Genomic DNA, 23,175 nt, shown 5'->3' with positions numbered 1-23,175 from the left:
CAGAATGCGTATCGCTGATTCAGTGATAGGTGTAGCTGTCTTCGTTTTTCTGCGGCTTATTTTAGAGTTAACGGACATATGGAGTCACCGTAATAACAAAAGTTTGTTTTGTCTTGGCTCCAGAAAGTGCACCACCGAACAATATGTTATTTGGCGACCCAACCCCTTGACGACTGGAGTTATCAATATTTTGTTCAAAACCGGACATGATCAACGTCTGACCTGGTTTTAACCAAACCCTTTGCTGTAAGGAACGAGTATCAATATCTGGAGCTTCAATTTTTTGAGTATCGGAGGTGATAATACGAAGTTGTTTTAGACTTGAGATATCCATAAACATATTCAGCATCAGACGATCTGAATCTTTCAAGATTTTTGGCAGGATGGTTATGTTCGTACCCGTTGTAACACTACCCGGAGTTAACGTTTGTGATGGCACTGTAGCATCACCCGTAGCGTATGCCGTTGTCGTAACATCTTTGAGATATGTGGTCTGTTGCCCAACAAGTACAGGGGCCGCTGCCATGTTAGTTGTGATTATAGTGTTAGTCTTTACATCTGAAACTGTAGCTTGTTTAGAAAGCGCATCGAGCAAGAACGATGAACCCGCAAATTGAGCCGCAGACCCCGTCGCAGTGTCCAATACGTTGAAACCACCTGAGATAGCATCACCCGAAATACCGCTATTAGTATTTGCGAGACTCATCCCATACTTACCGCTTAGTGATTTCCAAACGATATTCCAATCAATCCCAACCAAATCAGTAACGTCAGTATTTATCGTGTAAGTCACGACCTTCAGTATTACTTGACGACTGAGAGTACTGTTTTCATCATCTAAATACTTACCAACCCGACTGATAACATCTGGAACATCAGTCACCATCAGAGTCCCAGTGGTGACATTCAGGCTGAGTCTTCCCACTCCTGGAGTTAACATACTTTGTACTGTTTCTTTAAGGTCCTTATAAAGCGCATTGCCCATTTGTACCGTAGACGACATTGTTGAACCGCCTGAGCCAGAAACCCCAGAAGTAGATGCCCCCCCCCCTCCACTTCCACTGTCTGTGCCTGTGGCATTGGAGAGCCCACTCGTAACCTGTCCGTTTAGATCGTATTTGGCATCGGCAGGTTCAATGTCAAAACGCTTGGTTTCAAGATAATATATGACTGCATCATCGCCTTCATTTTTCCATGAGACCCCTAATCGTCCAGTGACTAAATCCATTACACCGCCGAACTTCCCTGAGTAGCTAACATCAGTGATATTGCGTGAGACTGGAGCTGACTGCGCTGTACTATTGTTTGCATCAGCACCAAACATCGCAAGAGGCTTCATATCATTACTATCAACGACCGGCGACGGTACTGACGCTAAACGTTGTGTTTTGGAACCACTAGTACCGCCCGAGCTTAAATAGGCAGCGGCATCTGGTGTGACACGTACTCGAATACGACACTGTTCTGTCATATCTTGCGCAAATTGAAATACATCCTGCGGTGCTGCCGTTTTATAAGTAACTTGGCAATTTACCATCTTGCTGGGAGCATCATATTTAGGCTTTGGTAAAGGAACTGAGTTTATGTATTGGCTATTTTGAAACTGAACAACTGGATAGTTATCTCCCATTTGTTGAACTAATGACGATGCCTTTTCAGATGTGCTTTCAGCATTCTTTTTAACTTCGTTCATTCGCTGAATAGTGCAGCCTGAAAGACTTGAAAAAAGGAATACAGAAACTGCTCCTACTCTAATAAGTTGATTCGACATATGATACCTGTATTTTCAAAAGCGGGATTATTTGATTAATAAAAAATTAATTTGATATTCATTAAACCTACAACCAAGGTATTTCATGGGAAAATTGCACAATTATAATTTCCAGAAATAGAATTTATTTAAATTACCTATTTTTTGTCGCTAATAACAATAAGGCACTGATTACGATAGCCATTTACATATAATGGTGACTGAGCTTTTTGATATAGAGTAAAAAGCTGTGTCGTGGCCTCTTCAAAATTGTGTGCACTAAAACTTAATGGATAGTCAATAGAGTACTCTATATCAGTGTCCCACCGGACAGACCATTTATTATTTATATTACATTTTTCTGAAAGAGCCCAAGAATCGAAGGCCTTTTTGAGGGTGTCTCCTTTTTCTATTTTCCAAACCTTTAGCGTTGGCAATATATTGCTCATTGCCATCTGAGCGTTTGATTTAATTTTTGGTGTCAGGGCAGGTTGTCCAGAGTCTAAGTATGAAATAGTGATCTGCTTCGTTGATTCGGTCATGTCGGCTTTGAGCCCATTATCCCCAAGCATTTTACTGAGGATTTTGGTCCACTGATCGTTACCGTCCCATGATACTGAACCTTTGAAGCGGCTTGCTACATCATGAGAAAGCCTAACTTGCCACACTGCAGGGACAATTCGCTGTACAGCATTAAGAAGGGGTACATTTTCTCCCTTAGATTGAACAATCGATGAATACAACAACGACTGCTGGTTCGGTGATACTTTTGTACTTTTAAGAATAGCTACACTTTGTGGTTGTATTGTATTTTTTGTTGGCATAGGGAATGGTTTAACCGGAGTTGGCATGGGCTGTTCTTCTGTGAATCGTATCCAGCCAGCCTTCATCTCCTGAGCTGCTTGTGCAGAAGTAAAAGCAGAAAGAAAATTTGCTATAGCAACGCTCGTAAAAAGTATTTTCTTCGACATATCAATGACATCCCAATAGATAGTTCACTCGAAACATTAGTGTTTGCGCAGGCTACCGCACAACCTTGCACAATAATGCAGGCTAGAAATTTAGACATGTGTAAGGACGACGATCAGTCCTGAACCAAAACACCCTATAAAGTGAATAAAACGGTTAAAATCATTATCACACACGAACATAAATATTTTCAACCAATACGTATTATACGTAAATTACTAGCAAAAAAAACCTCTTATAGCTAACTATCAGCCTTAAACCATCATCAGCCATTTCGATTATGATATCTCGAATAATTAGACTTATCAGAGCCTAGATTAGCAAGCCCCTCATATGTTAGCTGTAGTTCTACATCACTGAATCTGACGAATAAATTATGCTCTATGGCTACTTTAATTACGTTTTCTTTGAACTCATCGCCACCTATCAAAACTAAAGGCTGTTGACCATTTTTTTCAAGAGCAATTTTCAAAGCTAGAATGATTGCCTGAGGATCATCTTTATGGAGAACAGAAACCCACTCTTTAGTGTCCTCTACAACAGATTTACTATCGATATAGTATGTGACTGTTCCATTCAGTTTCACTTTGAAAGTAACGTCATTGAGAAGAGTCGTTATTGAGCTATCTGTAGTCTGAATATAGCTGTTATCTTGACTACTTTTTTTAATTCTCAATGTTTGTCGTCTTAATTCAGATAAGGCATTTTTATCCCCTTGCGCAACTTTACTTGCAAGAAACTCCTTATAACGCATACTTGTACGCATCTTGATGCGATACTCATTTTTTTCATGACGAAGCTTCTCTTCTAAAGCCTCCTTTGCGGATATCTTTTTGAGCTTAAGCTCAGCCAGCATCTCTATACGTTTATGAGGTGTGAGAGCCATTTTCCAAACTCGTCGCGCTTCTTCTCTGAACTCTCTGCGAAAAACCGCTCTAGATTCATTTTGTGAACACCTAAGAATTTGCCACATGGTCTTGTAGCTGTTTTCAGGGATTTGAGACCATTGTTTAAACTCCGCCCAATAATCCAATGAGGGAATTACAGACTGTGATAAATCACCATTTAATCTCTGACGTTCATATTCATCTATAATATATTTAGACGCTTCTGACCAATTCATATGAAGTTCTTTAGTAAGAAAATCATTAATACTATATGTTCTTTTCCCACTCTTAATTCTGTCGTAACCATTTTTACTTTTAGCTATAGTGTATTTTTCTTGTAAAACACCATGTGTGAACGCCAGTGAGCGCAAAAGTAAGAGTGCATCTATACGCTGATGCACAAGCTTCCATTTTTCGGTATTCATTTCAGCTAATGATAATTTAGCGTCATCTAGTTTTGAAAGTATGGATTCAACACAATTATCCTTTACACTAACTGGTCTTACATCAATCTTTGAACATGAACTTACTGTACTTAATATCGTATAGTCTGTTAGATCTTGCCCTCCTCTTCGAGGTCTGTCATCAACTCTATCAATTGGGTATCGCACAGTATCGGGAAACTCGAGTCGTATCCTGTCCAAGCTGGAGTATGTGTCTGTTTGCAGAAACACAGAGGCTTGTTTGTAGAAAGTTGAATCCACATCGCTGAACTGCAATTTCCACAGGGGATCTCTAAAAAGGTCGGATCTTTGTCTAGTATTTTTTTGAATACTCCGCTTTCCATCATTTCCACAAATGCTGGATTCTTTATCATTTCTTTCTCTTCTGACATTGTATTTTCCTTTTAACTTTGATGCGATCTCATTGCTAACGCTTGATAATCGCTTATCGTTACGTAATGAATTTATTTCAATTAACGAGTTATTTATCAACTTTGATAGATAGTTCTTTTTCATTACTTTTTCTAGTGATTTATATTCTTTGAATTCTTTAGAACCAGGATGCATATATTTTATTTCATATGACCGATAATCAAGCCACTCACTGACTAGTAATGAATCCATATTGTCATCAATTCGTTTTTGCTCATCTGTCCGAATGCTATATTTAGAAAAAAAATAATCAAGTTTATCAGCTCTGCTCATATCTAAAAACTGCTCACTAAAAATATATTCTTTCAGATTTATTCCTTTTGCTGCATCAAACGGCTTTAAGTTATAATAATCGAAGCTGCGTCCGTTTCTACGGGTGACTTTTCCCATAGATTTAATCACCTCAACAAAGTCTTTATGGGAGAACTCCTGTTCAGAATATATTTTTTCAAGAAGAGTTTCTTTTATTTTTTTTGAATCTGTTTTAAAAACATCCCCTTTATACCGTGATATAAAATCACTAACATCAGTTAAATCTACCCTGCGATTATCTCTCGGACTTTCTAGTGAAAAAATGCTATTAATTTGCTCTTGGATTGCTTCAATATAACGTTCGTTATGCTGATAATAACCCACAGGATTAAGATAGGACCCATCAATGAGATTAACTTTAGGGATAATAATATGAATATGAGGCTTTCTTTCAGTTGGTTGACCTGTGGATTCATTTTGGATAGATTTAATCTTTGGCAAATGAGCCTCTGCATATACGGCGTACTCTTCCTCATGATATGCATTCATGAGCTTTTTAATAAAGGTATCAAAAATCTCTTTAAGCATTTCATCTGAAAAGTGGTCTTCTTTGAACCCTAAAGTGAAATGCAGATAACGATCATCACCTGTATCCGGCATGGCATTTATGATATCATTTGTTATGTCCAAATCACCATACAATGAAACTCTCTTATCAAGTTCATCGCGATGTAATTTATTACCTGCTTTCATACCTGTTCTTAGATATTCAGCAAATCCAGAATTATATCCTCTGACTCGTATAAGCATCACTTACGCTCCTGAATATCTCTTGATTCATCTAGCAAGGCAGAAACTTTATTTAACATATGTTCAATCATAGAAGGACCAAGAATCCCAGATAACATAGCTGAATTGAGTACATGCGCAATCTGATTGCAGTTATTCGCAATATTCTTGAGCAGTCTTAATGACTCACGCATGTCATATGTCATGGTTTCAGGAATGATGATCTCAGTACGATCAGTCATAACGCAATCTCGAAAGAATTCAGATTTTGATAATTTACTCTTAGCCAAGCGAGCTTCATAAGTAGCTTTAGTCGCCGCAGTTACTCTAAATGCGACACGCTCTGTCAGTCTGTCGCTTTCTGGTTTTGTTGGCCTGGCCATAATTGCCACCTATATAAACCTTTATAACGTTAGTTATGTGGGCTGGGTTTGAGGAGCGTCAGCTCCGGGTTTCAAAGGGTCCCCTTTGGCGCGGGTCATGTTGATAAAAACGTAGTTTTTGTCGAACATGACGAACGTGCCTGTCTTGAAGAGCCAAGAGCCAAAAAAATAGGAAAGTAGGCCTCGAAGCTTCAACGATCTTTCCTGCTGCCGCATATCTGCGCATTCTCAATGCATTTCTAACTCTCAATCACGCCTCTTTAGGCTTTTTTGCGCATTGTTCCGCATCCATGTGCATCTACCTGCATCTCTACGCATCTATGGCGCATCGAAAAATATACATTCCATATTGAAATTTACATGATTATCGCATAGCATGCGTTGTAATTTCAATTAATACGTATAGATCGTAATGAAAAGAGCTGAAAAAACTGGTGCGAAAAATACACATAAATGTAAGCTCTCAGAAGATGAGTTAGAGGAGATAATTACAAACTTCAAAAGTAACCACAGACCACTCGCATCAAGGAAATCTATTCTCGATCCTTATAGAAATTTAATTCTACAATTATACTCTGACTTATATTCATATGGCCAAATTTCGGAATTTTTGTCCTTAATTGGTATAGATGCTCACAGCACTACTGTTGGAAGATTTATATCAAAAAAGATATTGAGTACTGATAGTCCGCCTATAAATAAAATTATCGTTTCGAAAGAAAAAGATGTAGTCACATCCAAAATAAATCAAAACAGATTGTCTAGTTTGCAAAGAAAACAATCCAACAGTGTTAAATATGAACCATTCAAAAACTCAGATAGCGAGGAATAAATCATGTCTAAAGTACAAACCATAAAAAAGCAAGTTCACATAATGATTCAAGGGAAAGGTGGATGTGGGAAATCATTTTGTTTTCTTTCTCTATCTATGTATTTTAAATTTTTTAAAAAAATGAAAACGCAGATATTCGATATTGATCAAGTTAATACGACACTTACACAATATAAAGGCTTACAGGCTGAGCACATAAAAATTACAGATAAAAACAATATTAATGAGATTGATCAAAGGCTGCTAGATGGGTTAGTTCAAAGAATTATTGAAAGTGACTCTGATGTGGTTATTATCGATACAGGTTCTAACACGTTTTTAAATTTGCTAGATTACCTAATTCAAAATCAGATTTTTGATCTCTTTTACAGCATGAATATTACTCCAATAGTACATACTGTGATTGTCGGCTCAGGTGATTACAACGATACACTTCACGGCGCTAAGACTATTATTGAGAACCTCAGTGTGCCAGTCATAGTCTGGGTTAATGAGTATTATGGAGAAGTCATAGAAAAACTGAAGAATTCAGAGTTGAATGAAGAGAGTTATATCCATTCCAAGACCATTTCCTCATTTGTTCTTTTGAACAAACTCAATTCTAAGTTACAAGCAAAAGATATGGAAATATTCAATACTCAGAGAATTACAGTCGCGGATATCGATAAATGTGATGAGCTTAGTTTGGTAGCTAAGCTTAGAGTCAAGCGTGTCTTCAATGAAATATTTGAACAATTAGAATGTGTATCCATCATTAACCAATCGGAAGAATAAAGTATGTCTATCCTTTTCGAAAATTACGATGAGTTTTGTGATGAAGTATATAAACTATTTAAAATTGACGTCAAAGGTGGCGAGGGAGAATATCGCATAATTGGCTATATGATTTTCGTCGCAGTCCAAAAAGCATATGCTACTGAAACAGAAAAGCTTGAGTCTATTTCTACAGTCATTGATCAACAAGTCACTCAGTTTGATGAAATAAGCACTGGCACTCGTCAGGGAATGATGACTTCTGTAAAAATGCTATCTGAAATTCTTGATAAAAAACATCTCGAGCTGACTGAATTAGACAAGTTCGTTTATAAAAGTCTTCATGAACGCATTGAAACTGAAATGTCATCTATTGCAGCAAGGATTTTAAAAGATGCATTGAGCAAGAATGGATTATCTCTCAATGAACAGTTGAATTCAACAATTAAAGAATTGAGTTCAGTTTCAGAAAATGCAGTTCGCAACACAAATACCATGGCTAACGGAGTCAAAAAAGTTTTATCCTCAACTACTCTTCGACTTTTGGGATTTCCATTTTTAGGTGCCTTTGCAAGCATCTTACTTGTCCTTTTATTACAAAGTATAGGTCTGATTTCACTACCTATTCAAGTCAATATAGATGCAGCAGCCTTTGCCCATCAAATCATGTTGAATTCGAGATAACGGAGGTTACATGGCTAACTCGATTTTATTGATTGTACTCATGTCTCTCAGCTTGAACGTGCATGCATATTGCTTCAAAGAAGCTGGCTTTAAGATGAAAATTGACCCTCTTCTTCTTTTAGCTATTTCAATCAGAGAGAGCAGTTTGAAATATACTGCGATTGGATTAAACAAAAATAAAAATAACCTAGTCGTTAGTTCTGATTATGGACTAATGCAAATTAATAGTAATAATGTCGATTCAATATTTTCCAAGTATGGCATCACTAAAGAAATTTTACTTGAAAAACCATGTATAAATGTCTACGCAGGAGCATATATTTTAAGAGAAAATTTTGATAGATGGGGTGAAAACTGGTGGTCAGTTGGCGCTTACAATGCTGGACCTAAAAAGAGTCCTGAACAACAAATTAAGAGAGAGATATATGCAAATGAAATCAAATCTATTTATCTCAACCTAATAAAAATGGATAAATTAGGTAAAGTAAACATATAGATATTTCATTACGTAAACCGCTTAACTGCGGTTTTCTACTTTGTTTTTGATATATACTAAAGAAAATAAAATTGTTCAAATCAATACTTTTTTTGATCTTTCAACTCTTCATTTACAAGAAACTGAAATTTTGAAACTGAATCTCGCCCGTGATCTCTGAGAGCGTCAATAAGTTCAATATCACCTGCTTTATTTTGAAAAATGAATTTTGACACTGCATGTTGCAGTTCAAAGGCTGCTATACGTATAGATTCGCTCGATGTGATGGTTATTTCATTGTGTATTCGCAAGTACCTGAGGTAGTCATCACTGCTTCCTTCACATTCTTTAAATAGATAAGTCTGCATCAAAGACTGCGACATTGATAGGAATTGAATATATCGTTCTATTTTCTTATTTGTATTTCTTACTTGCTGTACCGCAGCTTCTTTCCTTATTTCGTTTTGATGTGTTAACTTCAGCGTCATCCACCCCCCCAAAATAGTTAGTAACGAGCCCAGCCCAATTTTCACAGCATTATCTGCTACGTCCATCCATTCAACAGCCATCCGACGCCCCGCGCATATCTTTGAAGTTATGATGTTCAGCATAAACCTTAGACTGATTTAAACGAAACCACTTTTTGTCACGCTATGATTTTCAGCAGTGTCTTAGATGTATAAACCGACTAATCCCAGAACGGATCAGCTTCCCAGCCCTGCGGAAAACCTGTATCAGCCATGTAAAGTTGTGCCGCGTGGCTATCATTGAAAAGCCGCAGTAACTCGCTCTTCAAATCTATACCATGCAAATCAAGTGACCTAATCATCTTATGCATTACACAGATGGAAAGGTAAGGCCGATACTTATGTGTTTCTTGAGTACTTAACTCGCGTGCAATTTGGCTCGGTGCAGCAAGTTTTGCGTTCCAGACACGACTATGATGTGCACAGCGGTTTCTAACATCACGCAGACGTTGTACCCAGTTTGTCAAAACATTAAAATCTTTCGCGCCAAACTCTTTTGCTAAATTAGTTAGTGTATCGTTAACTGGTGCCGCTAACTTTTTAAAATGTGAAAAATCAATGGATTCCAATATTTTCAATAAGCATCCAATAGTTATAACTTCACTTGCTATCCAGAATGGTGGAAGATCCGCGAATTGCGCGTGAATATTATTATGGTATTTATTGTGGTAGTTTCTGGCGTAAAGCTCTCTTTCATTACTGAAGTCAGCTTGTATTTTAGCTCGCCAACTATCTATTTTTCCTGTCCCGTATTTAGTGAAGAAATAATTGTCATCTAAATACCAGAATGGATTATTTGAATATGCTGAGAGTGAGTGATCAAGTCTGCTCCTTAGTTTAACTTCAAGTCGTGCTATTACGCCAAACAGCAGCACTCTTAGTTTTTCGTCGAATCGATACAGCTCAAGTCCATACTCAAAGTATTCATCTTTCCTATAATTTTTTCCATTTGGACTTGCCGGATCTAATAAAGGATGAAGATAAATTTTGAAATGATAATAACTTATCTGACTCAGCGTATTTTCAGCTTCAGTCTCATCTAGAAATTCAAGCTTCTTGTGTTTCAGGTCACTAACAAGATCAGCTGGTGTACGATAGGGCTTGCTATAAAGGGTTGTTGGCATCTTGGCATCATCCCTGAAAAGACAAAAAAAAAGCCCACTAACGTCCCCTAAGGGTTGTTGCAGGCATCATTGAAATAAATACTATACTAATTCTAAGCGTTCGTCAAACGTTTGGTTTCATTTCAATCTTACAGCAAGTGCTGTCTCTGGATGCTCTCATCATTTGTTAAGTTTGTTTGGTAACATCAGGAGATCAATGTAAAGTTCAGTGTCGCATCGTTGTGACAATTCGCCCTCAGTAGCCGCTATAATTGCCCATAATGGCTGGCCGGTTCTAAATATATCCGATTTGATACTCGAAAATCTTTTGCTCCATTCGTAGACAATTTCAACTAAATCATCATCATATATCCCATATTTTTCTTGTCGCTTGTACCATGCCACTAAATCACTAGGCGTAGTAAACGCAAGATCAATTTGCGACTGTGCAACCTGAGTCTGGTAGCGTCGACGCTTTTGTTGTTTTTGCTTTGCTTCAATCTTATCGTGACGGGTGAAGCGTTGTTCCCATTGTCGATTTTGACGCTCAGAGAGGCGATAGTGCTCATCAGGAAAGTACCGATCAACCGTATTGCCTGACAGTGGTAACGAACAATCTTTGCCACGTGTTTCAATTAGTCTGTCCAGCGCAGCAATATAGTCATTTTTTGTTGCTCCGCCCCGTTCTCTCGGCGAATAATCTCCCGCGGCGAAACGAATATCCTTGGCAGTGATTCGAATCGCTCCCCCCCGTAGATGTCGAAACAATGCATATGCATAAGGGTACTGTCGTAACGATGTGCCAAGTTGCTTTTTGTACTCAACATCGATGATTGCCTGAGCGGCAGCGTACTGATATACATTCTGTGGAATTAATGCCAGATGATTCGGGATCATGCCGCCACTTCCTTAGCAAAGAGGTCAATTTCACGAGTCAGGATGATATTTATTTCTTCAGGTTCAAAATGGCTCTGACAATACAGATCTGTTACTTGACCGGCTGCTTCTAATCTTGAAATTGTCCAATTTTCATATTCCTGGCCAGCGCTCGACAAATACCACTCTACGGAAGGCTCTTCTTCGTTTTTAGCAAACCTCAGCGTTACTGGATACAGACCACCATATTCACTCGCGCATTCTATCTCAACCACGCAATCGTCCGGCACAGTAAGATTGCGAAGTACTGCGCACGATAAACTATATCGATAATCAGTGCCCTGTTCTGCAAATTGCTCAAGATCATCAGCGCTCATCATTTTTAACTCAGCGCAGCTTACAATTATTGTTTTCGTTTTCATGTCTACCCGCTGCCCTTTCGGACAGCGTCTCCAAGTTATGATTAAGCAGCGCTAGCGATGTTGTGTGAAGTTTCTTCCATGTCTAATTCTTGGCTTTGTGTTTCAGGACTGCGCAGCCAGTTTGGCACCCACTGATTATTGTTCATGCTTAATTCAGCAACTCCGGCAGCTTCACTTTTTTTCATTTTCTCAATATTTCGCGCCGCAGCTGTTTCCCCTGCATCGTTCAATGCGTCTATGATTTGTGTTTTTTTCATATGCCCAAAGAAATTGTCTCGCGTTGGCTGCCACCAATCTCTCATATTGAAACCTAGTGCAATTTCAAGCGCATCAAGTGGGCTACGCGATGTATGGCCCATGTCACGGGTTTGAACTCCATCGATGCTACATGACACACAAAACCCTAATAAGGCCATGAGATCACTCTTGCTCAGTGCAAAGAAGCTGTTGAAGTCATGAGCCCAACCATGCGGCAGTAATGCTTTTAATCGTGACTTTTCTTGCATTAAAGCCGTGTAAGCTACCCCCTCAGCACCGGAAGGAGCATCATCGGTAAGAGAATAATGTCTGCAATCTATGCTGATTTTTGCGGCTTTGTTGTAGGCACCAGACGAAAATACTGTGATACACAAAGTCCAAGCTAATAGCGCCACTGCTTTATCGTTCTGCTGCATTAGAGCGGCCTGAACTGCAAGTGTGCGCTCTGACGTCATTTTCGTTAAAAGCGGCAAGCTAATGGCTTCGATGGGCTCACGAACCAGCTCCTCATTCTTGATAATGCTGTCATTCACCTGTCCAGCTGCTTGTGTGGCGTTTTCATCTTCACTGCGAAGCATCACACCGCGCTGTATATATAGAATCCCATCCTTAATTGATGCGACCACACCCCCACGCGAACGATCACTATCAGTCCATGCTCGGATATCCGCTCCATCTTCAATAAGCTCTATTTTCTCGTTGAGTTCCATGATGCGGTCGAAATCATCTGTATCATCAAGTGCATCGCGCTCGGCTTCCCACACTGAAATCTTGGCTTTTTCTTCTTCAGTTAATTCAGCGTCAGGTTGGACAGCTATACGATACAGCTGACGATCCTCGTTCACGTAGTTACTCACTGCACTTAAACGACCTTCTGACCACTTCCAACCTTCTGCATTTGCGATAGCCTTCGCCGTCGCATGCAATTTCTCACGTGCTAAACGTTCAAGAAGCGTGGGTTCAGTAATAAATCCTTCATTAGCGAATAAGTCATAACGAAACGTACCGCCTGACTGTTCATAACACTCACGACCGACCAATCTTAGCTGTGGATTATTTTCAGCAGAGATCTCACCACTTAGAACCGCTCGACGTAGGTATTCAGGTTGTTTTTCATATGAATAGGCTGATTGTGAATTTTGCCATACGTCTAATTGGCGTTGATGATCTTCACTTGCTGACAATGCTTGAAGTTGATCAAGAGTGATATCATCTTTCGCTAACGACTCAAGTAGGGCTGGTGCCATATCCGCAAGGCGTAAGCATTTCTGAACATGGCGAGCACCATATCCCATTAAATCGCCAATTTGTGCTGCGGTGTCCCCGCCCAGTGACATTTTTTTGAATCCAATTATCTGTTCATAGGGATGCATATCGGAACGGTGTCCGTTTTCAGACATAGAGGCAGCTAGAGCGAGCTTTTCATCAATAACCTTCACTGGGATCAGCTCGTTTCCAATATATTCACCACTCCCTACCAATTGATTCATAGCGGTCAATCGACGGCCTCCGGCTGCAACGCCGAGTGTCCCATCAGACAGAGAATGAACAACAAGGTTTTGCAATAAACCCACCGACAAAATTGACTTGGCAAGTTCTGAGATACTTTTTTGAGAGTATGTGCATGAACGAACATTTAGCGGAGAAATAACAAGTGTTGATAATGATACGTAACTGACTTGAGTTGTTTTTAGAATATTATTGAGTACTTCTGCATCCAAATTTTTTACTGTATTAGTAACCGTCATATTAAGCTCCTTACGTCATTATTTGATTAAAACCCATCACCCGTTGAGTTTCCTCGCTGCGGTTTTGATGTTTTGCGAATATCGGCTTTTTTATCCAAGGGTTGAACCATCACCCGTTTGAGAACCTTCGCCGCAGGACGTAACCAGCACGGCTTGTTGCAGATGTCCTATGTGAGCATGAAATATTTTTGGACTAGTGAAGCCTGCGTAATGGCCAAAAATATTTATTGCGAAAGGCTCTGCCGTCATTGGATATCAAAAAAAAGTTGTGCTTGTATCAGTCCAGGCGAAAGGAGCTCGAGCGGAGATATCGACATTCCAGATAAAATGAGCAGAGGTTCGCTGCAATGACGAAAAACGCAGCGCGTGAAACGGCATTGCGCAAAAGCGCCCAGCTATAAGCTGGGTAGTGAAGTGGCGTGGCTGAAAGCCACTGCAAACGCGTCGTTAGAATTATTTGAAGTTTTTAATTATTAAAAAAATAAGCGCGGTTAATTTAAAATAGTTGCTCTCTGCTATTGATAGCAGAGAGCCTTGGTTCTAATTACTTCATTCTTTGCGTACTATTATTGCTCGGTACAATATTTTGTATATTATCACCAACATACTGGCACATATCGATTATCTCTTTAGTCATTTTTTCCTTTAATTCCTCAGTTAATTCATAGGTCTCATATTTCTCCGCGTTCAACTCATGCCAACTCACGAAAGAAGACTGATCTAGTACTTTTAAATGAGGGCGTTCTTTGAGAATTTCGGATAAAACGCGGCCCGAACTCTCGGAAACATACGATTTCTTCAAGTAGTTGTAGGTCAGGTTATCTTCAGCAAACGGACAACCCTTATTCCATAGTACTAGGTTTCGATTTCCTGAATTATCCGTTGGTTTTTCATTCTCAGCATTAAGAGCTATATCCATGCCTTTCAAGCAGTTAGTGAAGTGAGCTGAAGGCTTATCGTCAGAAATTTCTAACAGTTTAGTTGGACGAATACTTTTCTTTTGGGATAAATTGTAGTCTGCCACGCTCTTCAGGTCTTTTGCATCGTCGATAACCATATTGAGCGGAAAGAGCTGACCTCCACTTTTATATTCAAAATTGAGTGTCCAAAAACACTCTCCAGGGTCCACGCTTTCAATCTTGTCTGACACATCGATCGCCAGATCATACATAAACTTACTATCAATACCGCCTCGGTCGTAAATGTCTTTTAGCTCAATAACTGAATTGCTTAGTCTCTCAACTAACTCATCGTTATCGATACCATCATTTTTAGTTAGAGCTATCAGTGCATCTAGATCCCTGTCAATGTTAGCGAGTTCAACTGCATTATCTGAATTCATAACTACCTCCGATTAATACGCATTGAACGTAAATTATACTATATACTCTAAAATTATTCCTCAATTGGTTTTAAAATGTTGTATTTATTGTTAAATATAAGAAAATGGGATCTTCAAACGCAAAATAGCATTATTTATTTGCATATTCGACACAATACGAGATACTATTTTATGATCAGTGACGACGAATACTACTGATTAGCGGGGGGGACGTTATGATGGGCGTCTTTCGTTCCTCCCGCAAAACTCGCTCTTATGGTTCTATAAAAACTCACTTTACATACTGCGAATTCAATCAGTTACCTATATTAACTCTGGCGTAGATATCGGCTAGAAGCAGCTCAACTTGCTCCGGATTAAAATCCCCTGAACTTATCACTTTACTATCATAGTTATATTTTAAGAACCATGGTTCAAATAGCTCATCAACTTCATAGGTTAAATTAGCAATGGGAAGAAGATCACTCCCATCGCGTACTATTTTTAATGAATAGTATATTGAATTGCCAATTTTGTATGGTTCAAATTTCAATTCAATTGGAGTTTTATTATTCTTATAGATAATAGAAAATGACTTAACTGTATACTCACAGCCCTCATTAATTAAAGCATCAGAAACTAATGGTATTTCTGTTTCAGCATCCATTGAAATAGAGAATCCGATTCGTGAATATTTTGAAGTAACTTGTTTCATCATTGATATAAGTTGTATGTGTTTTTGCTTAACGACATAGTATTTATTATTATTAAACTTTTCCTTTTCTATTACATGTTCCAACATTTCGTGCATAGTTTTTAATGCAAAGTTGTCTGATTGATTATTGTTATTCATACTTTCTCCATGTTTATTTTTAATTTATTAAAATAAATTTTAAATTTTTTACATCATAATTATGATACTGCAATATCTTATCATTGCACGAATTAACTTCATGATATTTAGCTCAATTTAAATAGGCTTTAGAAATAGTATGGATGTCTTGAATATCCAGACTTATGTTTTTCTGTCGCAACCCTAAAGGAGAACGCCCTCATTTTTTAAATCTAGTTAACCAATGGGTACTTTTTCAAACGAAAATACCAATCAAAAATTATACATACATAAGTTACAACCTATTAATATCTATCATCTCAAAGCTACATGTCACCACAAAAAGACATACCAAACCAATAAAACCTCAAATCATTCGAAAACGACCACCAAGAAAGACACAAAAACCCACTATTACGGCAAAAAAGAGAAAAATTGAAAATTTAATCAAATTTTATAAAGTCATGACAAAACCCCGCCTGTTGATTTACACAGCATTGCAAAGCGTATTCACATCATGTTAGAAGTATAAATGACGTAGGCAATCGGGCATTACGTCTTAGCCATCCCGAACCAAGGATAAAATGATGGGAAAGGTCGTAAAATTTGTAAAACCGGCGAAAAGTCAGACAACGGATCCGTGGTGTTCCCAAATCACTCTTGATGACGGAACTAAAGTCTCGGGTGGCGCAGCACGTGAAATGCGTATTAAAGCCGTGGGCGGCATTGATAAATTGTTACGCGATACGCTTGAAATTGCGACAAATATTGCCAGTAAAAAAGCAGTTTAACTAATTAAAAGGATATAAAACAATGGGATGGTTCGGTACTTCAAACTGCGAAGGTAATATTAATCGCATGCAAGAAATGAAAGCCGGTGGCGCTGGCCACATCAAAATCAGCAATACCTTCAAAAAAGAAGGCATTAATATTGAACCTCATCAGGTCAAAGCCATCATTGAATGCGCTGATTCGCTTCGCTCAAAGGCCCTACCCAAAAAGGTGGCCAAAAAAGCGATCGCATCTATGCACAGCGTTCAAATGATAGCGACCAAAAATGCTGCGAATGGAAAACAGCCAAATGGAAGTAAAACGTGATGTTTTCGGGACGAAGCGTCAGCTTCGTCCTGTTTCCCTTCAATATACTCACAAGCATTTCTGCGGAATAACTGTTATAGATCCGCATTACCGATCCTCACCTCTCCCACCGCTAAAACACAATATATAGTGCTCATATCAGCTGCTATTACCACTACATATAGTTTTCCGGGCAGCATCTCCGCACACAAAAAGGATCTTATTCATGCGTATAAGCTCGGTATTTTTCGATAAGTTACGCAAATTGGATCTCCCATTAGGTATTTTTTTCCCGTGCGAAGAGGCCCTTCATGATGCACAATACTGTACAGAGTCACAGTTATTGTGGCATTGGAAGTCACGAAAATTTTCGTATACGAAAAAAAATGAAGTGACGCTGTGTAAAATCTGAGGAAATGGCAACCTTATGACTCACCAGATTTCACGTATTGCACCACCCTATTTAACAGGTGACTCTGTGGTGATCGGGGACCAGAATGATACTGGTGCTTATCAACAAATTAACTGGCAGCGTGCCGTTACATTGCGAAGGATGGCAGTCGCCCGAACGGGTGCGCCAATGTATCTCTTGGCACCTGAGATCTCCGCCCTGCTTTGGTATCTTGATGATCTCAGACAACTGGCCTATTACAGTACGCTCTGGAATACCGGCGCACGACCTAATGAAGCGCTTGCGCTTCATCGCGACGATTTTGACCTCAACGCAATTCAACCCTTCGTGACGTTGAAAACGCTGAAGCAAAGAAGCCGTGGTAAAGGTCGGCCACGGAAAGATGAGAGCGTGTACCGAACGGTTCCACTCTATGATGCCAATTATGTAAAACTCATGCGCCAGCTGTTTACTACATTCCCCAGCGCCAAGAATGCACCGATCTGGTCAGAGTCTCACGATACAGTGTCACGTTGGTTAAACCGTGCCTTAGATCGCGCAGCTCAAGATGGTGTTTCATTTTCGCTGGGAACGATAACGCCTAAAACCTTTAGGCATAGCTTTGCTATGCATCTCTTGTATAACCACCTCAGCGAGCGTGAGCTGCAGGCATTCATGGGCCACCGGCGCGCGGAAAGCACACAAGTCTATACCCGCATTTTTACGCTAGATATCGCCACAAAACAGAGCATTTCATTTAGCTTTAGCGGTGAGAGCGCCGTTCAAGCACTACGAATTGAGAAAGGCGCGGATAGGTAGCAGTCTTAAAATTTTTCGTATACGAAAAATTTCGTGCTTATGCGGTCGCCAACACTGCCAATCAAAATCTACGATACGCACCATTAATATAGTGGATGCGATTTTTCGTATACGAAAAAATCAGGATATGCTGGATACTCCACGGAGAGAGGTAAAGATCTTTCGACCAACTGTATATTCTTTAATGACGATGGGTCTTCTACAATGAGGGAAATACATAAGACATTACAACATAAAGGATTTTGAATAAGATGAGAAAGCCATTTCAGGAATATCCATTTAAACTCGACCCACGTGCCGATTACAAAGAAGAGTATTTATATAACAAAGCTAAGCAAAATTGTGAATCGACAACAACTTGGCTGTATTTGGGTGCTGATACGGCAATCCCTACATATGCCAAAATAGGTATAACTATGGGAGACCTTACGTCACGGTCCTATAGTACTGCTAGGCCAACTTATTACGTATTCTGTGGGTTTAAATGTCGAGCAGATTTAAATGCTCTGGAACTCGCTGAGATAGAAAGCTGTGCTTTACGTTACCTTGATGATCAATTTAAAAATCATGACGGTACAACAAAGCGAGTAAACCACGCAGAATCGGGTCGCCTTTCAGAATGTTTTTATGACGTTGATTTTGATTCATTTTTTGTAACTCTTCATGATTACCTATACGGCAGGTATCGAAGAGATTTTCAAGTTGCAGGTTTTTATAATTATTTAGATGTTTGTGAGGGGAATTTTTTACTGTGTGAATTCAATACGAAACTTGTAACGCTTAATGAACAAAATAAATACATTAGAAAAGTACTCCGCTAGGATTTTTTCGTATACGAAAAATTTATCATTTTCATTTTGAGGATTCTTGAACGTTACAAGTGCCAAAAATTTAGTGGGTCATTGACTCATTAACGAAATTTTCGTATACGAAAATTCCTGCCGATCCAGACCTAACGATACAGTGTCACGTTTGCCAATCGATTTTGGATAATCGTATCCTTTCTTGTTATAAACCATAGTACCTAAAGTTAGGTCTAGTCTGGCAATTCCCCGCCTAATTTATCCTCTCTGCGAACGTGAACTTCTGACCTCAAGGAACCGCATGCATGCATATCTTGATGTATAGCCGAGGATAAATTTTCGTACACGAAAAAACTGCTGATTAACATCATTTGAAAAATGGCTTTAATGCCAGCACCTCAGCATAGAAGATAGACACGCAATTTTACAAACACTGATAACAGGGCTGCCATGCTGATGCGAAACTTTTCGTATACGAAAAAATCTTTTGATCAGGGCTGTAAGAAACTTGTCGAGCAGGTCACTCATTTGTCAATTAGACGATTTTCAGGAGAGTACAACGCCTTACGTATTCGAGTGATCGGAATCCGTTAGTAGCAAAGAAATTTTCGTATACGAAAAATTTCTCTAAGACTTTTATCATAGGTAAACTCTTCGGAGCATACAAATGGATAGATGATATTCTGGGTTCGTAGACGATAAATTTCGTCTACGAAATTAAGATTTGTTGTCTACATAGGTGCTTTGGGTGCGCAACCCGAGTCATCCTTAACTGATTGATGCTGGTTACTATTCTTGAGATTATCGATATCAATAATTGTGGAGTGACGACGTAAGTCTTCCAGTAGATCATTGCTTATCTTTTCATATTCGTTATTCCAATACTTTAGATTATCATCAGAAGTTGAATCCCAAGTCTCATTACTTAGGCTGTATTCTAGCAATTCATTGCATCTCATGGACGCTTCATCCCATTTTACTAACTGCGCCATATTCTTGTGACACCATTGTTTATAGGACATACCATCAACAAGGCCAGGTGGATACGAGGCCTTAATTTGCTGTTTTTTTTCAGCAGTAAAATAGTCAGCAAGGGCTTTATCTAGATTAGATGTCTTATCAATGTATTGAGTACATAATGGAGAAACATCTACAAGAACATGATCGCGATCATCTATCTTGGAGAGCTGTTCCTTAAGCGTTGATATAAAGCTATCTTGCCGAATATTAAGAAGTTTCTTAATTACAGGAAAATTATCTAAGTACTTATGCGTTTTTGAAACTGGCGACTTTCTCCAAATATAATCTACTTTTGACATCTACATATCCTTCTCTTGAATGATCAACTATTTCATTTTATACGTATTATTCGAATACTCAATAATAAGGACGTTGTTTCTTTCGGATAAAAGGGGGATTAATGGACTTTGACAGTCTTACACTGTAAGAGTATAATTAATGCATAACCAATGAAGGTAGACGAACATGAACCTGTTGCACTTTATTGAAACTAGTGTGTTTCAACGGAAAATTGATAGCTTGCTAAGCAAGGATGAATATCAGCAATTTCAAGAGTATCTCAGACTTGACCCTGAAGCAGGAGCAACAATATCAGCGACAGGAGGATGCCGCAAAATTCGTTGGGCTATTCAAGGTAAAGGCAAAAGTGGCGGCATACGTGTTATCTATTATTATCTCAATGCAAAAGGTGAGATCTATCTTTTGTTAGCCTATGCAAAGAATGAACGTGAGAACATTAGCGATGAACAAAAGTCTCAACTGAAAAAGTTCATCTCTATGATTGGGGGAGAAAAGTAATGAACAATGAATTGTTTAATGAACTGATGGAAAGTGTCCAAGAGGCTGTGGATATAAGTCGCGGAAAAAGAAAGCCAGCGCGCGTCACAACCTACGAAATTCCTGATGTGAAGACTATTCGTGATCATACAGGACTGACACAAAAGCAATTTGCACTTGCGGTCGGGGTATCACCATCTTTAGTCGAAGCTTGGGAGCAACACAGTCGAGTTCCTAAGGGCAGTAGTTTAAAAGTGCTGCGATTGTTAGAACGTGATCCTAACATGTTCAGTGTCATCCAAGCCCTATAGTGTTGGCATAATTTTTCGTATACGAAAAAATTCATCATCAGGCCAACCGTAAAAATCCTCATCTGAAACAACTTTTAGATGGGGATTAATCTGGCTCTGCAATAACCACAACAGGTAAATAACGGACGATAGGCTATATCATTCACTTGATTAGCTAGAGATATGAGACCTGTACAAACCTTCCAAAGGATATTATCTCAAAGTAAAAAATTATTGATGACGTTCTCCAGAAAATAATATGAAAAAACCACGCTGTAACATTCCCCGTAGTACATATTCTTAGTAATAGGCACCTTCCATAATAAATCCGATGTTATCGAAAACGGTGAACCAATCAAAATCTTGCATTTAGATTGGCGAAGTGTTGACCGAAGGTAATCTTTAAAAAAGACAACTCTCCTTAAAACGTGCACAAATCCCAAACATTGACATACAAGCCCACCATAACCTCATAAATCAACTGCTCTCGGGCTCAATGGGAACGCGATCTTGATCAGACTCTCCATAATCCGGCCTCAACGTAGGAGATAGCGTTTGAGATACTAAACAAACTTCAGGGGCAGATATCTGATGTACACCATACTTAACATTTAAAACATCACCTGCAGGAGTCTCATTAATGCGGGAAACCTCTGTAGGCTGCGCTAATTTTGATTCAATCACCGATTGATACTTGGCTACCGTTTGACGGCTAATAGAGGATATGGCAGCAATCGCAACCTGAGTGACGGTACGGCCTGTACGAATCAATTCAGTTACCGCTGCACGGATCTTACTAGCGGTGTCCTGCTGGCGTTTTTGATGTGTTCGCTGCGCGGAAAGGCATTGACGCTGTGATAATGGAAGTGAGGCATCGAGCTGCATCGCTCCTCTGTGACACCGAGAGTTTCCCGTATAGAAATCCCATGTCCATCGTGAAACACTTTTGACCGTAGCTTTAACTTGCGAAAGTGAAAGGTTAGCGCTGAAACCACGTACACGAAAATTATTGTGGTTATGCGCATATGCTTCAACATCTCGAAGGAAACGCTGGTATGTGGATGTCTCGCGCATTTTTGAAACAATCGAGTACGCGTAATACCGGAGCTCTTCGAATAATGTGCAATGTCGCGAATGTGACACCGCATCAAGGTTAGGCCCTTTACTCCAACGATGTGTTGGTAGTTCTACGTAGTCGGCAAGCTCACCCAACTCATACTCACGGTCATGTATTTCGGTGGTGTTCCACCATGGATGAAATGGTGTCTTTGCGACAGGGCCGGAGTAAGCAGTATCAGCATCGAGTTTGATGGCCATCGCTTGATAGATAGCTTTCATGTAATGAAGCGGCTTGCTACGGGCATTTTCAGAAGTGCATACAGGAACGATCGCATAGTAGAGATGCGCATGACCGTTTTTTCGATTACGAACGATGAGATTCGGGGCAGGGAGTCCGCAATCGTCCCAAATATTTGCATTGGAGTGGTCAAGATCAAAGACCATCCAAGAAACCATACCGCTTCGGTTCACTTGCATGTACGGATAACGAATAGCGTAAAGGACTGGCCGGACGATTGCGGCAGTTTTGTTGTCACTGCAACGAGGCAGATAGGGCGCTTCATTCAGTAAGCGCTGAGCAGATGTCGACACTGACCAGGCAGCAAGCTGCGTCTGTGCACTCATGAATTTTCATCCAAAAGGTACACATCGAAAACCTGCATGTATAGATGTACGTTACAGCTGTAAAATGCTGAAAAAATCATCATCATCCCTTTTTTACGGGTGCAAAAAGCTTGCGAGCCGCTTAAAGAGACAGTAAGATGACCTTAGTTAAATGCGCTCAAGCATACTCAGCAGTATCTTTGTAGGACGTTACCAGCGTTCACAAAAACTTCGCTAAAGTTCTAAGTCTAGGTCTATTCTTACTCTTACTGTTTCTTTATCGTCGACTCTTATCTTTGGGTCTTGTGTTACCAGCACAAGACCCTTTGTCTTTTTAGAATTTCAATTTTTGATTTTTACTTTTACGTTCTTCAATTCTCCGGTGTAACTGGATAACGTTTCCAGTGCCTGAACTGTATCTTTGAAGTAGCGCGGAGTTTTTTTGGCAGCTGTCGTTAAGCGAACCGTTTTACCAAAAACAGTTTTAAGATCGACAACAGTGCGTTTGCGTTCGTCAGTAGGATCTGTAGAAATGATAACTCCAGAAATCACCCCTGACTTAGCAAGTTCAGCGAAAACCGATAAGTGCATGATTTTCCC

The 23,175-nt window shown here is 39.4% G+C and carries 24 protein-coding genes; 10 read left to right on the top strand and 14 right to left on the bottom strand.

Annotated features, from left to right (window positions below; all coding sequences use genetic code 11):
- Window positions 1–67: 67 nt before the first annotated feature.
- The 4 genes from pilN to K9N75_RS22370 all read right to left on the bottom strand — a co-directional run bounded on the left by pilN (window position 68) and on the right by K9N75_RS22370 (window position 5,905).
- Window positions 68–1,771 carry a PilN family type IVB pilus formation outer membrane protein gene (gene pilN, locus K9N75_RS22385; protein ID WP_046360284.1) on the bottom strand — a complete coding sequence of 568 codons (1,704 nt, stop codon included), beginning with the start codon at window positions 1,769–1,771 and terminating at the stop codon, window positions 68–70.
- A gap of 137 nt (window positions 1,772–1,908) precedes the next feature.
- On the bottom strand, window positions 1,909–2,721 hold the full coding sequence (locus K9N75_RS22380; protein WP_052739776.1) for a TcpQ domain-containing protein: 813 nt from the start codon (window positions 2,719–2,721) through the stop codon (window positions 1,909–1,911).
- A 263-nt stretch (window positions 2,722–2,984) separates the two neighbouring features.
- Window positions 2,985–5,543, bottom strand: a complete 2,559-nt coding sequence (locus tag K9N75_RS22375; protein ID WP_096081279.1) for an LPD7 domain-containing protein — start codon at window positions 5,541–5,543, stop codon at window positions 2,985–2,987.
- Window positions 5,543–5,905, bottom strand: coding sequence for a plasmid mobilization protein (locus tag K9N75_RS22370; RefSeq protein WP_052739777.1), 363 nt, complete (start codon window positions 5,903–5,905; stop codon window positions 5,543–5,545). Before K9N75_RS22370 ends, K9N75_RS22375 begins: the two co-directional genes overlap by 1 nt.
- 412 nt (window positions 5,906–6,317) lie before the next feature.
- Here K9N75_RS22370 and K9N75_RS22365 point away from each other — a divergent pair, with 412 nt between their 5' ends.
- From K9N75_RS22365 to K9N75_RS22350, 4 genes are read left to right on the top strand one after another with little or no spacing between them, the layout of a single operon-like run.
- The gene (locus K9N75_RS22365; protein WP_046360287.1) at window positions 6,318–6,737 is read left to right on the top strand and encodes a hypothetical protein; all 420 of its coding nucleotides are present in this window, start codon (window positions 6,318–6,320) and stop codon (window positions 6,735–6,737) included.
- A gap of 3 nt (window positions 6,738–6,740) precedes the next feature.
- Entirely contained in the window at window positions 6,741–7,511 is a 771-nt protein-coding gene (locus K9N75_RS22360) for a P-loop NTPase family protein (protein ID WP_046360288.1), read from the top strand.
- A 3-nt stretch (window positions 7,512–7,514) separates the two neighbouring features.
- A complete protein-coding gene (locus tag K9N75_RS22355) occupies window positions 7,515–8,174 on the top strand; it encodes a hypothetical protein (RefSeq protein ID WP_046360289.1) in 660 nt (219 codons plus the stop codon).
- A 10-nt stretch (window positions 8,175–8,184) separates the two neighbouring features.
- Entirely contained in the window at window positions 8,185–8,670 is a 486-nt protein-coding gene (locus tag K9N75_RS22350) for a lytic transglycosylase domain-containing protein (protein ID WP_046360290.1), read from the top strand.
- A gap of 80 nt (window positions 8,671–8,750) precedes the next feature.
- On the opposite strand, the gene K9N75_RS22345 is transcribed toward K9N75_RS22350, so the two are convergent.
- From K9N75_RS22345 to K9N75_RS22315, 7 genes are all read right to left on the bottom strand, one after another.
- Window positions 8,751–9,218, bottom strand: coding sequence for a hypothetical protein (locus tag K9N75_RS22345; RefSeq protein ID WP_046360291.1), 468 nt, complete (start codon window positions 9,216–9,218; stop codon window positions 8,751–8,753).
- 119 nt (window positions 9,219–9,337) lie between these two features.
- Complete coding sequence (locus K9N75_RS22340; protein ID WP_046360292.1) at window positions 9,338–10,300, bottom strand: Abi family protein; 963 nt, start codon at window positions 10,298–10,300, stop codon at window positions 9,338–9,340.
- A 159-nt stretch (window positions 10,301–10,459) separates the two neighbouring features.
- Window positions 10,460–11,176 (bottom strand): plasmid SOS inhibition protein A, encoded by a 717-nt coding sequence (locus K9N75_RS22335; protein ID WP_052739778.1) that lies wholly within the window; start codon window positions 11,174–11,176, stop codon window positions 10,460–10,462.
- The gene (locus tag K9N75_RS22330) at window positions 11,173–11,577 is read right to left on the bottom strand and encodes a conjugation system SOS inhibitor PsiB family protein (protein ID WP_052739779.1); all 405 of its coding nucleotides are present in this window, start codon (window positions 11,575–11,577) and stop codon (window positions 11,173–11,175) included. The genes K9N75_RS22335 and K9N75_RS22330 overlap by 4 nt, the downstream gene beginning before the upstream one ends.
- A gap of 41 nt (window positions 11,578–11,618) precedes the next feature.
- Window positions 11,619–13,583, bottom strand: a complete 1,965-nt coding sequence (locus K9N75_RS22325; protein WP_046360293.1) for a ParB/RepB/Spo0J family partition protein — start codon at window positions 13,581–13,583, stop codon at window positions 11,619–11,621.
- A 544-nt stretch (window positions 13,584–14,127) separates the two neighbouring features.
- Window positions 14,128–14,925, bottom strand: coding sequence for a hypothetical protein (locus K9N75_RS22320; protein ID WP_046360294.1), 798 nt, complete (start codon window positions 14,923–14,925; stop codon window positions 14,128–14,130).
- 295 nt (window positions 14,926–15,220) lie between these two features.
- The gene (locus tag K9N75_RS22315) at window positions 15,221–15,757 is read right to left on the bottom strand and encodes a hypothetical protein (RefSeq protein WP_046360295.1); all 537 of its coding nucleotides are present in this window, start codon (window positions 15,755–15,757) and stop codon (window positions 15,221–15,223) included.
- A 563-nt stretch (window positions 15,758–16,320) separates the two neighbouring features.
- Here K9N75_RS22315 and K9N75_RS22310 point away from each other — a divergent pair.
- From K9N75_RS22310 to K9N75_RS22295, 4 genes are all read left to right on the top strand, one after another.
- Window positions 16,321–16,527, top strand: coding sequence for a hypothetical protein (locus tag K9N75_RS22310; protein WP_130975184.1), 207 nt, complete (start codon window positions 16,321–16,323; stop codon window positions 16,525–16,527).
- 22 nt (window positions 16,528–16,549) lie between these two features.
- A complete protein-coding gene (locus K9N75_RS22305) occupies window positions 16,550–16,834 on the top strand; it encodes a hypothetical protein (RefSeq protein ID WP_046360298.1) in 285 nt (94 codons plus the stop codon).
- A 406-nt stretch (window positions 16,835–17,240) separates the two neighbouring features.
- Window positions 17,241–18,023, top strand: coding sequence for a tyrosine-type recombinase/integrase (locus tag K9N75_RS22300; RefSeq protein ID WP_080939138.1), 783 nt, complete (start codon window positions 17,241–17,243; stop codon window positions 18,021–18,023).
- A gap of 251 nt (window positions 18,024–18,274) precedes the next feature.
- Window positions 18,275–18,844: a hypothetical protein gene (locus K9N75_RS22295; protein ID WP_046360299.1), complete on the top strand. Its 570-nt coding sequence runs from the start codon at window positions 18,275–18,277 to the stop codon at window positions 18,842–18,844.
- 713 nt (window positions 18,845–19,557) lie between these two features.
- On the opposite strand, the gene K9N75_RS22290 is transcribed toward K9N75_RS22295, so the two are convergent.
- Window positions 19,558–20,145, bottom strand: a complete 588-nt coding sequence (locus tag K9N75_RS22290; protein WP_096081277.1) for a hypothetical protein — start codon at window positions 20,143–20,145, stop codon at window positions 19,558–19,560.
- A gap of 166 nt (window positions 20,146–20,311) precedes the next feature.
- On the opposite strand from K9N75_RS22290, the gene K9N75_RS22285 reads away from it, so the two are divergent.
- Both K9N75_RS22285 and nadS read left to right on the top strand, forming a co-directional pair.
- Entirely contained in the window at window positions 20,312–20,644 is a 333-nt protein-coding gene (locus K9N75_RS22285; RefSeq protein WP_046360301.1) for a type II toxin-antitoxin system RelE/ParE family toxin, read from the top strand.
- The gene (nadS, locus tag K9N75_RS22280) at window positions 20,644–20,934 is read left to right on the top strand and encodes a NadS family protein (protein WP_046360302.1); all 291 of its coding nucleotides are present in this window, start codon (window positions 20,644–20,646) and stop codon (window positions 20,932–20,934) included. Before K9N75_RS22285 ends, nadS begins: the two co-directional genes overlap by 1 nt.
- Window positions 20,935–21,390: 456 nt before the next feature.
- Here the strand turns inward: nadS and K9N75_RS22275 are convergent, their stop codons facing one another.
- On the bottom strand, window positions 21,391–22,596 hold the full coding sequence (locus tag K9N75_RS22275; RefSeq protein ID WP_072053602.1) for a replication initiation protein: 1,206 nt from the start codon (window positions 22,594–22,596) through the stop codon (window positions 21,391–21,393).
- Between the two features lie 321 nt (window positions 22,597–22,917).
- Window positions 22,918–23,166: a hypothetical protein gene (locus K9N75_RS22270; RefSeq protein WP_046360303.1), complete on the bottom strand. Its 249-nt coding sequence runs from the start codon at window positions 23,164–23,166 to the stop codon at window positions 22,918–22,920.
- Between the last annotated feature and the right edge of the window lie 9 nt (window positions 23,167–23,175).

Origin of the sequence: Hafnia paralvei (genome assembly GCF_020150375.1) — a bacterium.
Taxonomy (GTDB): Bacteria; Pseudomonadota; Gammaproteobacteria; order Enterobacterales; family Enterobacteriaceae; genus Hafnia; species Hafnia paralvei.
The sequence above is the reverse complement of the archived record's forward strand: the minus strand, read 5'-3'. Positions and strand labels throughout refer to the sequence as shown.

What these genes read in the sequence shown, in the direction of transcription:
- pilN (WP_046360284.1), bottom strand. Translation starts at nt 1,771, where the DNA reads ATGTCGAATCAACTTATTAGAGTAGGAGCAGTTTCTGTATTCCTTTTT.
- K9N75_RS22380 (WP_052739776.1), bottom strand. Translation starts at nt 2,721, where the DNA reads ATGTCGAAGAAAATACTTTTTACGAGCGTTGCTATAGCAAATTTTCTT.
- K9N75_RS22375 (WP_096081279.1), bottom strand. Translation starts at nt 5,543, where the DNA reads ATGCTTATACGAGTCAGAGGATATAATTCTGGATTTGCTGAATATCTA.
- K9N75_RS22370 (WP_052739777.1), bottom strand. Translation starts at nt 5,905, where the DNA reads ATGGCCAGGCCAACAAAACCAGAAAGCGACAGACTGACAGAGCGTGTC.
- K9N75_RS22365 (WP_046360287.1), top strand. Translation starts at nt 6,318, where the DNA reads ATGAAAAGAGCTGAAAAAACTGGTGCGAAAAATACACATAAATGTAAG.
- K9N75_RS22360 (WP_046360288.1), top strand. Translation starts at nt 6,741, where the DNA reads ATGTCTAAAGTACAAACCATAAAAAAGCAAGTTCACATAATGATTCAA.
- K9N75_RS22355 (WP_046360289.1), top strand. Translation starts at nt 7,515, where the DNA reads ATGTCTATCCTTTTCGAAAATTACGATGAGTTTTGTGATGAAGTATAT.
- K9N75_RS22350 (WP_046360290.1), top strand. Translation starts at nt 8,185, where the DNA reads ATGGCTAACTCGATTTTATTGATTGTACTCATGTCTCTCAGCTTGAAC.
- K9N75_RS22345 (WP_046360291.1), bottom strand. Translation starts at nt 9,218, where the DNA reads ATGGCTGTTGAATGGATGGACGTAGCAGATAATGCTGTGAAAATTGGG.
- K9N75_RS22340 (WP_046360292.1), bottom strand. Translation starts at nt 10,300, where the DNA reads ATGCCAACAACCCTTTATAGCAAGCCCTATCGTACACCAGCTGATCTT.
- K9N75_RS22335 (WP_052739778.1), bottom strand. Translation starts at nt 11,176, where the DNA reads ATGATCCCGAATCATCTGGCATTAATTCCACAGAATGTATATCAGTAC.
- K9N75_RS22330 (WP_052739779.1), bottom strand. Translation starts at nt 11,577, where the DNA reads ATGAAAACGAAAACAATAATTGTAAGCTGCGCTGAGTTAAAAATGATG.
- K9N75_RS22325 (WP_046360293.1), bottom strand. Translation starts at nt 13,583, where the DNA reads ATGACGGTTACTAATACAGTAAAAAATTTGGATGCAGAAGTACTCAAT.
- K9N75_RS22320 (WP_046360294.1), bottom strand. Translation starts at nt 14,925, where the DNA reads ATGAATTCAGATAATGCAGTTGAACTCGCTAACATTGACAGGGATCTA.
- K9N75_RS22315 (WP_046360295.1), bottom strand. Translation starts at nt 15,757, where the DNA reads ATGAATAACAATAATCAATCAGACAACTTTGCATTAAAAACTATGCAC.
- K9N75_RS22310 (WP_130975184.1), top strand. Translation starts at nt 16,321, where the DNA reads ATGATGGGAAAGGTCGTAAAATTTGTAAAACCGGCGAAAAGTCAGACA.
- K9N75_RS22305 (WP_046360298.1), top strand. Translation starts at nt 16,550, where the DNA reads ATGGGATGGTTCGGTACTTCAAACTGCGAAGGTAATATTAATCGCATG.
- K9N75_RS22300 (WP_080939138.1), top strand. Translation starts at nt 17,241, where the DNA reads ATGACTCACCAGATTTCACGTATTGCACCACCCTATTTAACAGGTGAC.
- K9N75_RS22295 (WP_046360299.1), top strand. Translation starts at nt 18,275, where the DNA reads ATGAGAAAGCCATTTCAGGAATATCCATTTAAACTCGACCCACGTGCC.
- K9N75_RS22290 (WP_096081277.1), bottom strand. Translation starts at nt 20,145, where the DNA reads ATGTCAAAAGTAGATTATATTTGGAGAAAGTCGCCAGTTTCAAAAACG.
- K9N75_RS22285 (WP_046360301.1), top strand. Translation starts at nt 20,312, where the DNA reads ATGAACCTGTTGCACTTTATTGAAACTAGTGTGTTTCAACGGAAAATT.
- nadS (WP_046360302.1), top strand. Translation starts at nt 20,644, where the DNA reads ATGAACAATGAATTGTTTAATGAACTGATGGAAAGTGTCCAAGAGGCT.
- K9N75_RS22275 (WP_072053602.1), bottom strand. Translation starts at nt 22,596, where the DNA reads ATGAGTGCACAGACGCAGCTTGCTGCCTGGTCAGTGTCGACATCTGCT.
- K9N75_RS22270 (WP_046360303.1), bottom strand. Translation starts at nt 23,166, where the DNA reads ATGCACTTATCGGTTTTCGCTGAACTTGCTAAGTCAGGGGTGATTTCT.